General features: G+C 61.3%; 11 protein-coding genes. 9 read left to right on the top strand and 2 right to left on the bottom strand.

Annotated features, from left to right (window positions below; translation table 11 throughout):
• Positions 1-89: 89 nt before the first annotated feature.
• Both AC244_RS06050 and AC244_RS06045 read right to left on the bottom strand, forming a co-directional pair.
• The gene (locus AC244_RS06050; RefSeq protein ID WP_053247905.1) at positions 90-1,319 is read right to left on the bottom strand and encodes a glycosyltransferase family 4 protein; all 1,230 of its coding nucleotides are present in this window, start codon (positions 1,317-1,319) and stop codon (positions 90-92) included.
• Positions 1,320-1,367: 48 nt separating this feature from the next.
• Entirely contained in the window at positions 1,368-1,940 is a 573-nt protein-coding gene (locus AC244_RS06045; RefSeq protein WP_082366750.1) for a MarR family transcriptional regulator, read from the bottom strand.
• A 192-nt stretch (positions 1,941-2,132) separates the two neighbouring features.
• Between AC244_RS06045 and AC244_RS06040 the strand changes: the two genes are divergently transcribed.
• The 9 genes from AC244_RS06040 to AC244_RS06000 all read left to right on the top strand — a co-directional run bounded on the left by AC244_RS06040 (position 2,133) and on the right by AC244_RS06000 (position 14,942).
• On the top strand, positions 2,133-3,905 hold the full coding sequence (locus tag AC244_RS06040; protein WP_053247903.1) for a type I secretion system permease/ATPase: 1,773 nt from the start codon (positions 2,133-2,135) through the stop codon (positions 3,903-3,905).
• Entirely contained in the window at positions 3,902-5,302 is a 1,401-nt protein-coding gene (locus AC244_RS06035; RefSeq protein WP_053247902.1) for an HlyD family type I secretion periplasmic adaptor subunit, read from the top strand. The genes AC244_RS06040 and AC244_RS06035 overlap by 4 nt, the downstream gene beginning before the upstream one ends.
• 265 nt (positions 5,303-5,567) lie before the next feature.
• Positions 5,568-6,227 (top strand): calcium-binding protein, encoded by a 660-nt coding sequence (locus tag AC244_RS06030; protein WP_053247901.1) that lies wholly within the window; start codon positions 5,568-5,570, stop codon positions 6,225-6,227.
• Positions 6,228-6,423: 196 nt separating this feature from the next.
• Positions 6,424-8,541, top strand: coding sequence for a glycosyltransferase family 2 protein (locus AC244_RS06025; RefSeq protein ID WP_234716859.1), 2,118 nt, complete (start codon positions 6,424-6,426; stop codon positions 8,539-8,541).
• Positions 8,538-9,377, top strand: a complete 840-nt coding sequence (locus AC244_RS06020) for a class I SAM-dependent methyltransferase (protein WP_053247899.1) — start codon at positions 8,538-8,540, stop codon at positions 9,375-9,377. The genes AC244_RS06025 and AC244_RS06020 overlap by 4 nt, the downstream gene beginning before the upstream one ends.
• Positions 9,374-10,627 (top strand): glycosyltransferase family 4 protein, encoded by a 1,254-nt coding sequence (locus AC244_RS06015; protein ID WP_053247898.1) that lies wholly within the window; start codon positions 9,374-9,376, stop codon positions 10,625-10,627. Before AC244_RS06020 ends, AC244_RS06015 begins: the two co-directional genes overlap by 4 nt.
• A gap of 9 nt (positions 10,628-10,636) precedes the next feature.
• Complete coding sequence (locus AC244_RS06010; RefSeq protein ID WP_053247897.1) at positions 10,637-11,368, top strand: hypothetical protein; 732 nt, start codon at positions 10,637-10,639, stop codon at positions 11,366-11,368.
• Positions 11,369-11,439: 71 nt separating this feature from the next.
• Positions 11,440-13,611, top strand: coding sequence for a hypothetical protein (locus tag AC244_RS06005; protein ID WP_152975865.1), 2,172 nt, complete (start codon positions 11,440-11,442; stop codon positions 13,609-13,611).
• Complete coding sequence (locus AC244_RS06000) at positions 13,608-14,942, top strand: glycosyltransferase family 4 protein (RefSeq protein WP_053247895.1); 1,335 nt, start codon at positions 13,608-13,610, stop codon at positions 14,940-14,942. The genes AC244_RS06005 and AC244_RS06000 overlap by 4 nt, the downstream gene beginning before the upstream one ends.
• Positions 14,943-14,950 lie beyond the last annotated feature (8 nt).

Here is a 14,950-nt window from a genome sequence, read left to right as displayed (position 1 = left end):
TTTCGCAGTGCACAACGGGAAAATACATGCAAACGGCGACAATAAACTTCGTATATACTTCAATATTTGAAGTAATACTTAGGTCGTTATCAAGCCATTGCCGGCCGCCCCGTCATCGTCGTCATGAGATCCCTCTGGCGCAGCAGGCAATCCTCCAGCCGGAAGCGCCGCTCGATGGTCCTTCGCGCTGCCGCCCGCATGCCGACGGACGCCTGCGGATTGCTTACGGCGCCGAGGATTGCTTCGGCGAGCGCGTCGGCGTCGAAGAACGGCACCAGAATACCGTTGTGACCCGTGCGGATGACTTCGCGAACTGGAGGCGTGTCGGATCCGATGACCAGGGCACCGCATGCCATGGCTTCGAGCACGGACCAGGAAAGCACGAAGGGGTAGGTCATGTAGACATGCGCCGCAGAGACCTGGAAAAGCTGGCGAAGAATATGATGCGGGACGACACCTGGAAAAATGATGTTGTCCGGCGCCACGTCGAGCGAGGCGAGCAGGTGCGATTTCCACGAACCACCACCAGGAGGAGGAGGCCCGTAACTGGTTCCGTCACCTCCGACGAAGACGAAAACCGTGTCGGGACGCTTTTTGACGACTTGAGCGGCAGCCTGCAGCGCCTGGGGAAAACCACGATAGGGTTCGAGATCCCGCGCCACAAAGGTGACCACCGGCGGATCGTTGGCCTTCAGCACACGACCGTCCGGAAGCCTTACCGACGCGGCAGGGTTGGGACGGAACTGCGCGGTATCGATACCTTCGTGACAAACGGCAATGCGCTCCCGCGTATCGGCGGGATAAAGGCTCTTTTGCCACTCTGTCGGACTGATGCCGCCGTCCATGGATTCCAGCGACAGCAGTTGCGCGACATTGCGCAGCCGCAATCTCTTGCGCTCTTCGAGGTCAGGTTCATCGTCCGGCGCGAAGCCGATGTCAGCGCCGTGCGACCGATAGAAGAACTCGCAATAGCCAAGGGCCGGAACACGAGGAAGGGCATCCTTGACGAACATCATGCTGCCCCAGCCGATGTGGCCGACGACGATATCCGGCGTCATGTCCTGTCGTGTCATCGCATCGAGCGTTTCGGCGACGCGATGTCCGATCCTGGCATGGTGATCCGGCACCGCCATGTGTCGAGCGATCGCCGCGGACATGCGCGGCCCGGGCTCGGCCCTATGTCGAATGACACGCACGGACGGAATCTTCTGATCCACGGTTTCGGTGATCAGGCTGACGCTGTTGCCTGACCGCACCAGATCAGCCGCCAACGCGGCGAACTGGCCGAAGCCGCGCCGATGAACAAATGCCACATGCATGCTATCTAATCCGCTACCTGAGTGACGTACACATTGAGTTCCGCCCGGTCACATGTCGTAACGTGACACGCTGCCCCAAACGAGTTCGAGTTGATGCAGGGTCTGGAAGGCGGTCTCCAGGTTCTGGCGATCCTGATGACCACGATTGAGCGCCCGCTCATAGGCCATCGCTGCATCGCGCAAGTTCGCCCTCAGCAGCCGGCCTTTTTCCGTCAGCTTGATGCGCGCCGAACGCTTGTCGCGCTGAGAGGCAACCCGATCGATGTAATCCCCATCGGCCAACTGCTTCAGGTAGTACGACACGTTCGAGCCGACATAGTGTCCGCGATCGAGCAGCTCGGCCACCGAAAGCTCGGCATCTCCGATCGCCAGCAAGACCATGGCCTGAGCTGGACCGATGTCGTCGACACGCAGCTTGGTCAGCTCGGCGCGCACCAAACCGGAAAACCGCCTGCTCACCCTCTCCATCAGGCGCGCAAGCTCGAAATAGGTTAGCTGTCGGCAATCGCTTGCGGCTTCGGCTTGATCGTGGGCTCCTACCGCCTTCGATGTCTGGTCCTCCTGCTGGAGCAACGACACATCTTTGATCCCCGTGGACGGATAGAGTACTCTTTCATTCATCCAACTCTCCATTTCGAAATTTACTTCAAATCTTGAAGTAAATTGAACTACAACACTCCCCTCCCACGACCCCGAACTTGCATTACCTCTTACTTTTGTGCCACACATGGCGAAGCAATACTATTATTCGCCCTAAATGTAAGCCAGACGTCCTCCACGGATGGCTTTAACGTTAACTTCAGGCAACCGCCCATGCGTGATACTGTTCGGAACGAGACGAGAAACAACGGTCAAATTTTAGGGGTTATGCGCCGGGATGAGATTATCAATCCAAGATTGCTAATACTGCAAGCCAAGCGTGTGTTTCTATCCGTATCGCTTTACGCCGCGCTGCTCAGTGTCTGCATAAGCCTGCTTCAGCTCACGATACCGCTGTTCATGTTGCAGATTCATGACAGGGTTCTCAACAGCCAGAGCTTTGATACGCTCACCATGTTGACGCTCCTGGCGATCAGCGCATTGGTCGTCTATGGGGTCCTGGATCTCATCCGAGCCCTTGCTTTCCAGGCGATGGGCAGCGCCATCGTGCGAAGGCTAAATGCTCCGGTTCTGGCATCGGCGGTCCAGGCGTCGGTGAACCAGGGGCTCAGCCGTGCCGCCCAATCCCTTCGCGACCTGTCGGAACTTCGCGGTTTCCTCACGTCATCGGCAGTGGTCGCGCCGCTCGACGCCGCATGGTCCCCGATTTTTCTAGGGGCGTTGTTTCTGCTGCACCCACTGTTCGGCCTCATCGGCGTCGTGTCGATCGCATTGCTCGTTTGCTGCGGGCTCGTCAACGACATGATGACGCGCCAGCTCACCAAGGAGGCCAACCAGGCGAATGTCGAAGCGGTCTCCAAGATCGCCGGCTCCCTCAGGCACGCCGAAGCGATCGAGGCGATGGGCATGTTGCCGGCGCTCGCCAAGCGCTGGCGCGCCCTGCAAATTCACGCTTTGGGCGCGCTCGAAACCGGAGGAAGCCGAAGCAAGGCGATGACGTCGCTGACGCGCAGCCTGCGGTACTCGATCCAGGTCATCACGCTTGCAGCGGGTGCGCTGCTGGTGCTTGACCAGGCCATCACCCCCGGCGCGATGATGGCCTCAAGCATCCTCGTCGGTCGCCTGCTTATCCCCTTCGACACGATCATCGAAAACTGGCGCCAATGGGTGCTCGCCGTCGCCGGCTGGCGTCGGATCGAGGCGGCGATCGGCGAAGATCTGGCGGTCCGCCAGACGACGCCGACACCGCATTCGGCCGGTGACATGATTGTGGATAAACTCGTCTACGCCGTCCCCGGCGTCGAAGTGCCAATCATCAAGGGCATTTCCTTCTCGCTTTCCCCCGGCGAAGTGTTGGGCGTGGTCGGCCCATCGGCCGCCGGCAAGTCGACGCTTGCCCGGCTGTTGGTCGGCATCTTGAAGCCGACATCGGGCGGGGTCTTTCTCGATGGCCACAACACCTATCTCTGGGAGCGCGGGTCCTTCGGGGAATCGGTCGGTTATCTCCCCCAATCGGTATCGCTGCTGGAGGGCACGATCCGGGAAAACATCGCCAGAATGGAAGATGGCGATCCCTACAAGGTCATCGAGGCCGCGCGGCTGGCGGAGGTGCACGAGATGATCGGCCGTCTGCCGCTCGGCTACGACACGCCCGTCGGCGATGGCCATCTTACGCTTTCCGGCGGACAGAGGCAGCGCATCGCGCTGGCACGTTGCCTTTACAATCGCCCGCGCCTCGTCGTCCTCGATGAACCCAATGCCAATCTCGATTCCCTGGGAGAACGCGCTCTGGTCCGCGCGATCCAGCGCATGCGCGACCAGGGCGCCATCGTCATCATGATCGCGCATCGACCATCGATCATGCAGGTCGCCGACAAGCTTCTCGTCCTCGAAAATGGTCGTATCAGCCAGTTTGGGCCGCGAACGGACATATTGACTGCTGTGCCAGGGCCTGGCGAAACGTTGCGCGAGGTTGCTTCCGCATGACAGAAAAACCTATGCTTCCGCTTCGCGTGCAGCCGTCCGAGGTCGACGTCAAGCCCCCGGTAAACGTAACCTCTCAGCCAGCACCGACCGCGGCCGATGCCGATGATGCGCATGCCGAACGCGCTCTTCGCCGCCTGATGGTCGCGGGGCTTGCGACGATCATCGTATCCTTCGGCGGCTTCTTCACATGGGCGGTATCGACGGAACTCAGCAGTGCAACCGTTGCCAATGGCAGCGTCATCGTCGATTCCAAACGCAAGACGATCAGTCATTTCGAAGGAGGCGTGATGGGACGCCTTCTGGTTCAGGAAGGCGAACAGGTCACGGTCGGGCAACCGCTCATCCTGTTGGAAGACACGCGGGCACGTTCGAACCTGAACGCGCTCAACAGCCGTCGCATCGGCCTCATCGCCAGGCTCGCCAGGCTTAAAGCGGAACAAGACGGCGCGGCCGCAATCGCCTTCCCGAAAAAATTCGGCGAAGCCGGCGAGATCGCGGTCGATGAAGCGATCAAGGCGGAGAATGTCTTCTTCGACAAGCGACGCGAGGCCAAGGCGGGGCGCGTCGACGTTCAGACGAAAACGATCGAGGAATATGGAGAGCAGACGAAATCGCTGCTCATCCAGCTCGAAGCGACCGACCGGCAGATCGCGCTTATCACCGAACAGCGCACCGCCATCGCCACGCTGGTCGAGAAAGGCTTCGTGCAGCGCGCAAAGCTCATAGAAGTCGACACGCGCCTGAGCGAACTCGCCAGAGCGCGCGGCGAACTGGCAGGCGACAAGGCGCAGGCTGAAAAGGCAAGGGCTGGCGCCCAGCTCGCACTGATCGGCATCGAAAGCGAGTTTCAATCGACGATCGCCGGAGAGATCACCACGGCGCGCATCGACCTGACGGATGTCGAGGAACAGATCATCGCGGCCAAGGATGTCCTGCGGCGCATGGAGATCCGCTCTCCGCAGGCAGGCGTGGTCAGCAACATCTGGCTGCGCACCCCCGGAAGCGCGGTCACGCCCGGCCAGCCGCTGCTCGAAATCGTACCTGAAGACGAGCCATTGGTCGTCGAAGTACGCGTGAACCCGCGCGACATCGACAGCATATCGGTGGGCTCCGCGACGCAGATCAGGCTGACCGCCTACAATCAGCGCTCTCGCCTGCCCTTCAATGGGGCGGTGACCTACGTTGCCGCAGACCAATCGGTCGACGAGAAGTCGGGCGTCTCCTATTTCACCGCTCGCGCGAAGATCGATGCGGCGTCTCTTGCCGCCGATCCCGATGTTCGCCTGTATCCGGGCATGCCGGCCGAGGTGCTGATCGTGCACAAGGCGCGCCGCGCTATCGACTACCTGGTATCTCCGCTTACAGAAAGCTTCAATCGCGCTTTCAGGGAAGATTGAACTGACGGCCGTGAGCGGGATACCGAGTAAATTACTACAAATATTGAACTAGTTTGCGGATAAACTAACTACTTATTTGCTGAACAATGTGCATAGTTTAATTTTTGTATTGATTTCACATGAAAAATAACAATAATGTCGCGAAGATTTCATGATTTAATCTGGAATCCCTGTTGAAATATATTCCAGGCCGATGCACACTCCCGGCGCATCAACATCGACGCGGTCGGTGGACGTGCGATTTATCCACCAAGAGGAGAGGCAGATGGCCACACTAGAAGGCGGCGCATACGACGACGCGCTGTTCGGCTCTCGCTTCAACGATTTCATCCACGCCCGAGCGGGTGATGATTTCGTGAGCGGCGGCAACGGACATGACATCATTTTCGGCGACGAAGGTGACGACCAGCTATTCGGCGGCAACGGCAACGATGCGCTGTTTGGCGGCGAAGGCGACGACGTTCTCTACGGCGAGAACGGCAACGACACGCTGATCGGCGGATGGGGTGACGATCTCCTATTCGGCGGCAAAGGCAGCGACATATTGCTCGGCGGTCAGGGCAACGACTTCCTGTCCGGCGGCAAAGGCAGCGACACGCTGTTCGGCGCTGGTGGCAATGACGTCATCGACGGCGGCGCTGGCGACGACCTCCTGGTTGGCGGAGCCGGCAGCGATGTCTTCGTATTCGACGGCGGCGGCGGTAACGACGTCATCCTCGACTTTACGCCCGGCGAAGATCTGCTGCAGATCTCGAAGGGCATCAACGGTCTCGATATCACCACGCCTGACGACCTCGCCTCGCGGATCACTCAGGTCGGCGGCAATGTCATCATCGACCTCGGCCACGGCGATTCCCTGACCCTGGTCAATGTCGACGTCGACGACATTCACGCAAATCCCGAGAACTATTTCACGGTTCACTAAGCGTGGACGAGGCGTGCCCTGCATTCCTCCCGCAGGGCGCGCACTCCAAGAGGGATCGAATTTGCCGTTCAGCGAAATCAAGCAGCCGAATGCCGATCACCGGGACGCAAAGGCATTCCGTTTAGGATCGGACCTGGCTGTTCTCATCTGGGATTTGCCGCCGGCGCTGCCAAGTCCGACGCGGCCGGTGCTGACGATGTCAAAACCGCCTGTGCCGCTCGTCAGCGTAACCCTCCCGCTCGTCGACGGACGACAGCGAACGCTGTGGGCCATGCGCACGACGAGGGTGCCGATGTCGGCCGTCATTGCCGTCGAAGACGGCGTCAGCGCGGTCCCGATCAGCATCGAACCGGCAAGCAGCCTGCCTCCCCTCGACATGGAGCAACTGTTCCTGGAACTCGCGCCCGAGGCGCGCATCAGATTTCTCAACGTCTTGCTGTCGACTTGGCGAAGCGCATTCAAGGTCGCCGGCGATCCATATTTCTCACTTATCGTCGAAGACGCCCTCAACGCATTGGCGCCGATGCCCCGGCCGGCGCGCATTGCCTGCGAGCTTGGCCGTGGCCGGTTTTTGATCGAAACGACGATCAATCCGGAGTTCGACGACAAGCTCGCCATCTATGTTGTGGGCTCGGCAAGCGTCAGCCAGTTGCGACCCAAGGCAATCATACGCCGCCGCACGCGAGGAGCCTGGCAGGCCTGTCACTTCATCGCCGAGATGCCAAGCCTCAGCCCACCTTTCCAACTTGTGCTCTTGAGCAAGAACGGCGGCGCCATAAGGCAGCTTTCCGAGCGCGAAGCGCAATGTCCAAACCTGACGCGCTGGTGGGCAGACAATCGCGACGCCGTCGAACTGCGCGAACTGCTCGTTCAGCATCTCGCCACCTGGCCGAACGGTGGACCGGCTACCGCGATCGACCTGCAGGTCCGGGCGCCGTTGAAAGAGCGGCACGTTCCGAGAGCGGCACAGCAGCCATCCGGCCAGGTCGACCTGGCGCTCGCACTTTCCGACAGCCTGCTCGTCGGCGGCTGGTATCATGATCCATCATCCATGCTGGCCGGCATCGACTATCTGCAGGCGGATGGGAAAACGGTGCCGCTCGACGGCAATATCTACGAATTTCCCGGATGGGCGCAGACGCAGGCCGACAAATCGAAGACGGATGTGACCGGCTTTGTCGCCCGGCTACCTCTCGATCAATCGCTCGGCCCGCTGCTTCAGCCACGTTTTCAGATGCGGTTGGCCTCTGGCGCTGTGAAGCCTCTCATCCCGCCGCCGCAACCCTTCGAACCCGTGCTGCAGCGAAACCAGATCCTGCGCGCTGTCCCGCCGCAACACGCCATCGATGACGCATTCCGCACGATACTTGCGCCGGCGCTCAGAGAGGTGGAGCAACGTCTGGGCAAGACGGTAGAGGTCAAGCGGACGAGGGACTACGGCCTGCCGCAGCATGCGCCTCTCGTTTCCATCGTGATCCCGCTCTACAAGGTCCTCGACTTTCTTCGCTTCCAGCTGTCGGGCATGGCCACCGACCCCTGGCTCATGGAAAACGCGGAACTGGTATTCGTTTTGGATTCCCCGGAAATTCAGGACGAGACCGAGCACCTCCTCGGTGGGTTGCATCTGCTGCACGGTTTGCCCATGCGACTGGTGGTCATGAACCGGAACGGCGGCTACGCGCGGGCCTGTAATACCGGGGCGCGGATGGCGCGCGGCTCCATGCTCGTCATGCTCAATTCCGATGTCGTCCCCTGCGAACCCGGCTGGGTGCAGACCCTGATACAACCGATCATGAGCGGGGCATTCGGCGCAGTCGGCCCCAGGCTGATCTTCGAAGACAGATCGCTGCAGCATGCAGGTCTCTATTTCGGGCGCGACCAGCGGGGGATCTGGCTGAACCACCACTTCTACAAAGGCATGCCCAGTGACTACGTGCCGGCGCAACACGCTCGAACGGTTCCCGGCGTTACCGGCGCCTGCCTCGTCACCTCGAGGGATATCTACGAGAGCGTCGGCGGCTTCACCGAGGACTATATCATCGGCGACTATGAAGACAGCGACCTCTGCCTGAAGATCCGTCGGGCCGGCTTCGAGATCGGCTATGAGCCGTCGGCCTGCCTGTATCATTTCGAGCGCCAGTCGATCCGGCGCAGCCAGGACTACATGCGCGGGGTCGCCAGCCAATACAATTCTTGGCTCCACACCCAGCGCTGGGACGGTGACATCGCCGCGCTGATGGCGCGCGACTATCGGTCGCCGAGCGGATCCAAGATCGCGTCTCCCGATCGCACAATTGAATGGACGAATGCATGATCGATGCCCTGCCGCGCGATGAAATCGGTGCATCACCGCCACTGGACGACGCACATCTTCGCTGGCTGACCGACAGCGTGTCGCGCAACCGGTTCCTTCCGCAGCCGGACGCGAACAGCATTTTTGTCGGCGACGGTGATTTCCGGGCGATCGGCGCGGAGTTTCTCGGACATTTCATCCGCATGGGCGGCTTGCGTGCCAGTCATCGCGTTCTCGATATCGGCTGCGGCATCGGCCGCATGGCTGTGCCGCTCACCCAATATCTCGATGGCGACCGCGGCCGTTACAATGGCCTCGACCCCGTAGAGGGCGGCATCCGCTGGTGCCGGGCAACGGTGACGCCAACCTATCCGAACTTCACCTTCCAACGCCTCGATATCGCCCATGATCTCTACAACCCGACAGGGACGATCAAGGGCAGGGAACTGAAACTGCCATTTGCCGACGCGCAGTTCGATTTCATCATCATGACGTCGGTCGTCACGCACCTGCCGGCTGACGAGGTCATGGCCTATCTGGCGGAGATCGTCCGGGTCCTGGCACATGGCGGCCGTTTGTTCATGACCGCCTTCATCGTCGACGACATCGCCAGGCGAAATGCCACGGGGCGGCGCGATCCGCGCCTTGCCTTCGAGCGCGCCGGTCAAGGGCCTTGCTGGTTCGTACCGGGTCAGCCACCGTTGGCCGCCGTCGGCTTCGATGACGGCTTTCTCGAGGGCGCGTTCAATCGTACCGGCCTCTCGGTCGCTCTCAAGTCCTACGGCCATTGGCGCGAGCCGGGCGGCACGCATTATCAGGACGTTCTTGTGGGTGAGCGTCAACGGAGCCGCGCATGAGCAAGCGCATTCTCGTGGTGGCCCACAATCACCCGGCCCTTCATCCCGGCGGCACTGAGGTCTTCGCGCATGACCTCTTCCGCGCCTACCAACGAGCAGGTCACGAGGCGCTGTTCCTGGGCGCGGTCAATCAGGTTCATCGCGAGGCGAGACCGGGCACGAGTTTCCAGGCCATCGGGCCGACGGGCGACGAAATTCTGCTTTGGGCGGGTCATTTCGATCGCTTTTTCATGAGCCAGATCGACCTCTATGGTTTCGTGCCTGATCTCACGGACCTGTTGCGCGAATTCCAGCCTGATGTCGTGCATCTTCACCATATCCTGCTGATGGGCGCCGAGTTTCCGCATATCGTGCGCAGGACCCTCCCTGCATGCAAGATCGTCATGACGCTGCATGACTACTACCCCATCTGCCATCATGACGGTCTGATGGTGCGAACCGACAGGCGGGAGCTCTGCCATGGTTCAAGCCCGGACCGCTGTCACGCGTGCTTCAAGGACATCAAACCCGACCGCTTCGCGCTCAGGGAACAACATCTCAAGGCGCTCCTGAGCACGGTTGATTGTTTTATCGCGCCGAGCGAATTCCTGAAACGCCGATATGTCGACTGGGGAATTGCCGAAAACCGCATCTCCGTCATTGCCAACGGCCTTCCGCCCCGAGCACTCGAAACCGGCAAAGACAAGCCCAAGACCGGCCGCCCCGTCTTCGGCTATTTCGGCAACCTGAACCCTTGGAAAGGGATCAAGGTGCTGCTGGAGGCGGCGCGCCAGCTCATCGCCGATGGCGTCGACTTCGAGCTGCGCGTCCACGGCGGCGCGCCGTTTCAGACCCAGGAATTCGTTGCCGATATCGACCGCCTGTTTTCCGAAACCGCACCCTTCGTCCAGCGGCGCGGACCCTATCGACGGGAAGACGTCGCGGCCCTCATCGGCGCCGTGGACTGCACCGTCGTCCCCTCCATCTGGTGGGAAAATGCGCCGCTGGTGATCCAGGAGGCGCAGGCTCAAGGCCGCCCGGTGATCGCCAGCAATATCGGCGGCATGGCGGAGCTGGTGAGGAACGGCGTCAACGGACTGACCGTCGCACCCGACGATCCGCGTCAGCTTGCTGCGGCCATGCGCCAGATCGTCGAAAAGCCGACGCTTCTTCGTCAGCTTTCCGGCCGAGCCGTTCGCCCCGATGACATCGACACGACAGCCGGGCGTTACCTCGCTCTTTTCAATCTCCAGCAGGTTCAGGCCGCATAAAGAGGACCCATGGCTCAAGTCGCAGAGAAACTCGACACGCCGCCGCCCGAGAACGAAGGCGCCAAACCCATCAACGGTCGCGTCGATGCCATCGATGGCGGACGCATGTTCGGCTGGGCTCACGATCCCGCCGCCCCCGGCCAACGGCTTAAAGTGCGCGTGCTCCTCGATGGCGCACCGGTCGCCGAAGCGATCGCCGACCGCAATCGCCCGGACCTCCGGCGAAACGGGATCGGTGACGGCCAGCACGCATTCGAGATCGCCCTGCCGGAGGCGGTGCAGAAGCGCAGCCGCGATCTCGTCGTCATGGCGTTTACGGGAGACGACGCGGGGCAGCCCCTGCGCGTACCGCAACCAGACGAACAGGCCGCCGAAGCGCTGATCGCGGCACCGTTAACCAGGGTGCTCGACAAACTGGATGTGCTGATGGCTGCGCAGCGTCAGCTGCAGATTTCCCAACGTTCGCTGCAGCGTGTACCTCATATCGGTGCAGATGCGGCGGAGACGGACGGAGCGGACGATCCGAACGCGGGCATCGATGGCCTTCGTGCGGAGATGAGCCGGCGGCTTGACGATCTGGACGTGCATCTGCTGCGGATGGATGGCGTCGTGGCAGGCATGGAGAAGACACTTGCCGCTCTGCAGAAGCGCGCCGGCGGCGACACCAAACCGCTCGTGCTGCTCCTCTTCGTTCTGATGGGGTTTGCAGCGGGGGCGCTGCTGGCATTGCTGGCAAGATGATGATGCGGCCGGCGACAGCGACCGACGAAAGGTCCACCAGCCCGACCGGCTCCCGGACCGATGGAGCAGCCTTGCGCCTCGGGAAGGGCCGCGCCCTTTGCAGCAGGATCGATCAGGAAACCGTGCTCGTCCTCGGTAGCGGACGTGCCGGGGGCCGTGCCATTTCGGTCAGGGCCAATGACGCGAGGTCCTCACTGGACGGCGCTTCTGTTGCAAGCTGGGCCTTGTCGGCGTCATCGCCAACCGCGATGCGCGGCTTCGCCGCGCTCCTGACACAGCCGAAGCCTGACATTCCCATCTCGACGATCGACGTTGACGATGGGCGTATGAGCGAGCGTTTCATCGTCACTCCCAGACAAATCTCGATCGAAGAGGCGGCAACCCTTATCGCGCAAACGGCGGCAGGAGAAACTGTCGCCGTCGCCAATCGCCTCGTCGACCAGCTCATGGTGCAGCCGACGAACCGCAACAGGATTTCCGCCGGACTTTCGCTGATCAAGGCCCTGCAGCCGTCCGACGGCTTCATCGAATTGGTCGGAGAGACCCATGATGGTGTCATCGTCATCATGGGTTGGAGCCGCGCGTTCGTTCCCGGCCGTTGCCAGGCCTATCTTCTAGCCGGCGCAACGACAGTTGCCGATTGTTTCGTCGCCAGTTTTGCCCGACCTGACATACCGGAGGGCGAACTTGGCTTCATCGCCGTTCTGGAAACGGGCGGACGAGTGCGCGCCGACACTCTCAAAGGCATCATATACAATGCCGGGGGAGGCTGGCACCTGACACCGGCGCATTCGCGCGTGCAGGTCAGCGCGGCCCTGGACATCCCGGACCACATCCGCTCGGTACTGCTTGAAGCCCGGGCCACCCCAGAGGCCATGCTGCGCCTACGTTCGGCGGCAAACGGCTTTACCGGCAAGGACACGGTATCAAGCCTCCCATTGCCGGTTCGCATGGACGTCGATCGGGTTTTCGAGACCGATGACGGCGACATGCTGATTTCCGGCTGGCTGCTCGACCCGGAGCACCACGTCTCCTCCGTCAAACTGCGGCGACCCGGCACGGAGGCCAGGCTCGATGACGTGTGGACGCGGCTCGATCGGCTCGACGTTTCGCAAAGCTTCGCCGATCAAGCCGCATTCCGGGCATCACTCGACGGCGACGATCAGGCCCACGGATTTGTCGCCCATGCGAGACTGTCTGGCGGCAATCTCGACGCAACACCCTATCTTGAGCTGACCTTAAGAGAGGGTCGCCGCGCCTTTCTGCCCTTGACGCCCAAGCGGATGCCCGCACGAAGGGCCGCACTCCAGCAATTGTCGTTGTTCGATGCTGCCAACTGGGCGCTGCCCGCGATTGTCGATCATCAGATCGTTCCGCTGCTCTCCAAGGCCGCCTGCGCTGCGCCGCGCGTGGAAACGATCATCGACGTTGGGGTGTTCGACGAGACCGCCGGCGTTCCCATCGTCGTTGGATCCACCGTCGGTATGACTGAAGTCGGGCCGCTCCTTGCTCTGCTTGCCCTTGATCCGCAGACGTGCTGCGCTCCGCTCGTGATCGTTGTCAGCAAGCCCGCCTTCCAGAGGGATCTCGTCCGTTTACGGCAGCTGGTACGGTTTTACGGGCTCTCGGTCCGACTGGTCTGCGCAGCCGCAGCGCAGGATCGCTTCGATCTGATGGCGGTCGGGGCGGAAGTGGTCTCGTGTGGGACCATCGTAACGATGTCGGGGTCGCTCGTGCCGATGGCCAAAGGTTGGTACGGCGCACTGACGATGGTCGGAATGGCCCACGTCGGAAGCGTGATTTCGCCGATGCTCGCCTATGACGATCACTCGGTGAAATGGGCGGGAAGCTGGCTCTCCGAGGACGGCGATCAAATGCTGCTCGATCGCTATGCTGGTTATCCGCTGATGGCGATTGCGGCACTGCAATTAACCCGCGTCGACGTCGCGTCGCTCGAATGCTGCATCATGCCGCGTGAGGCCCTGAAGGACGCGATGCGCGATTGCGGCGTCTATCTTGGCTCAAAACAAAAGGCCTGCGAGATAGGCCTGCGGATCAACCAGGCAGGCATCGCTGCCTACTTGCTGCCATCGACCCAATTGCTCGGCTGCGACGAGCCGACGTCGGCAGAGCAAAACGGCAAGCTTGCCGTGCTCGCCGAACGCATCGATGCGGAAATACTCAAGTCGCGGTGGCGAAGCGGCCACCAAAGCCAAACATCGTTTGACAGGATTTCCGCATGAGGGAGCAAAAGCTTCGCGTCCTGGTGATCTCGCATGCGCATCCCTCGTTTTCGCTCGGTGGGGCGGAGATCGCCTCGCACAACCTGCATCGCGGGTTGAATGCGATGGAAAACGTCGAATCCGTGTATCTGGCGGCTGCATCGCCTCCGCTGCAAAGACACGCGTCGTCCGCGCTCATGAGTGCGCGCCTCCCACAGGAAGAGGTGCTGTTCCACACGGATACCTATGATCATTTTCACCTGGCGAATGAGGACGTCTTATCAATTGAGCGCGACCTCCTGCGGTTCGTGCGCGATGTGAGACCGGATGTCATTCATTTCCATCACGTTCTGGGCTTCGGTCTCGAAGCGCTCTATGCGGTGCGGTCGGCGCTGCCCGACGCCGTCGTGCTTCTCACCCTTCATGAGTTCGTGCCGATCTGCCACAATCACGGGCAGATGGTGAAGCGGCCGACAGGCCAACTTTGCGAACAGGCCTCGCCTACGGCCTGCAACAGCTGTTTTCCGGATATTCCAGCATCAAGGTTCCTAAGGCGCGAGGCGCTCGTGCGCACAATGCTCCTCGACATGGTCGATGCGTTCGTTGCGCCGAGCGCCTTTCTCGCCACGCGCTACGCCGAGTGGGGCATCGATCGACAACGCATTCATGTCATCGAAAACGGGATCATGGGCGAAGAGGCGACGCCCGCCCGCGAACTTGCGCGAAGCGACGCGCCCCGCAATCGCTTCGCCTTCTTCGGTCAGATGACGCCGTTCAAAGGCGTCGACGTGCTGATCGATGCCGTTGGCCGCGTACCGGATGAAATTTGGGGGGACGACGCCTACCTGATGATCTTCGGCGCGAATCTCGAACGCCAGCCGGTCGAATTCCAGGAGCGGATGAAGAAGCTGATCGAGCGAGCCGGTCGCCGCGTGCGCTTCTACGGCAGCTACCAGAACGCGGATCTGCCAAAGCTCATGCGCTCCGTCGACTGGGTGATCTTTCCATCGATCTGGTGGGAGAACTCACCGGTCGTCATCCAGGAAGCGCTGCTGCACCGCCGGCCGATCATCTGCTCCGACATTGGCGGCATGGCCGAGAAAGTCCGCGATGGTGCCGATGGCCTGCATTTCCGCGCCGGCAACGGCCAGCATCTCGCGGACCGGATCGTCGAGGTCCTGAACGACGACACGGTCTGGGACCGCTTGCGCAGCACCATGAGGGGTCCCTTCAGCGCCAAGGATTGCGCCCGGGAACACCACAGCGTCTATCGCAGCCTGCTGCGCGCGAAAGACAATGCCGCGCAGCGCGAACAGCGCGTCGAGATGCGCGTCTCGTCACAGTTTCAATGACGGAATAA

The sequence above is a fragment of the Ensifer adhaerens genome (genome assembly GCF_001270265.1).
GTDB lineage: Bacteria > Pseudomonadota > Alphaproteobacteria > Rhizobiales > Rhizobiaceae > Ensifer > Ensifer adhaerens_B.
Note: the sequence above shows the minus strand (reverse complement) of the source record. Positions and strands in the feature narration are given on the sequence as shown.

What these genes read in the sequence shown, in the direction of transcription:
- AC244_RS06040 (WP_053247903.1), top strand. Translation starts at nt 2,133, where the DNA reads ATGCGTGATACTGTTCGGAACGAGACGAGAAACAACGGTCAAATTTTA.
- AC244_RS06020 (WP_053247899.1), top strand. Translation starts at nt 8,538, where the DNA reads ATGATCGATGCCCTGCCGCGCGATGAAATCGGTGCATCACCGCCACTG.
- AC244_RS06010 (WP_053247897.1), top strand. Translation starts at nt 10,637, where the DNA reads ATGGCTCAAGTCGCAGAGAAACTCGACACGCCGCCGCCCGAGAACGAA.
- AC244_RS06000 (WP_053247895.1), top strand. Translation starts at nt 13,608, where the DNA reads ATGAGGGAGCAAAAGCTTCGCGTCCTGGTGATCTCGCATGCGCATCCC.
- AC244_RS06050 (WP_053247905.1), bottom strand. Translation starts at nt 1,319, where the DNA reads ATGCATGTGGCATTTGTTCATCGGCGCGGCTTCGGCCAGTTCGCCGCG.
- AC244_RS06025 (WP_234716859.1), top strand. Translation starts at nt 6,424, where the DNA reads ATGTCAAAACCGCCTGTGCCGCTCGTCAGCGTAACCCTCCCGCTCGTC.
- AC244_RS06035 (WP_053247902.1), top strand. Translation starts at nt 3,902, where the DNA reads ATGACAGAAAAACCTATGCTTCCGCTTCGCGTGCAGCCGTCCGAGGTC.
- AC244_RS06030 (WP_053247901.1), top strand. Translation starts at nt 5,568, where the DNA reads ATGGCCACACTAGAAGGCGGCGCATACGACGACGCGCTGTTCGGCTCT.
- AC244_RS06015 (WP_053247898.1), top strand. Translation starts at nt 9,374, where the DNA reads ATGAGCAAGCGCATTCTCGTGGTGGCCCACAATCACCCGGCCCTTCAT.
- AC244_RS06045 (WP_082366750.1), bottom strand. Translation starts at nt 1,940, where the DNA reads ATGAATGAAAGAGTACTCTATCCGTCCACGGGGATCAAAGATGTGTCG.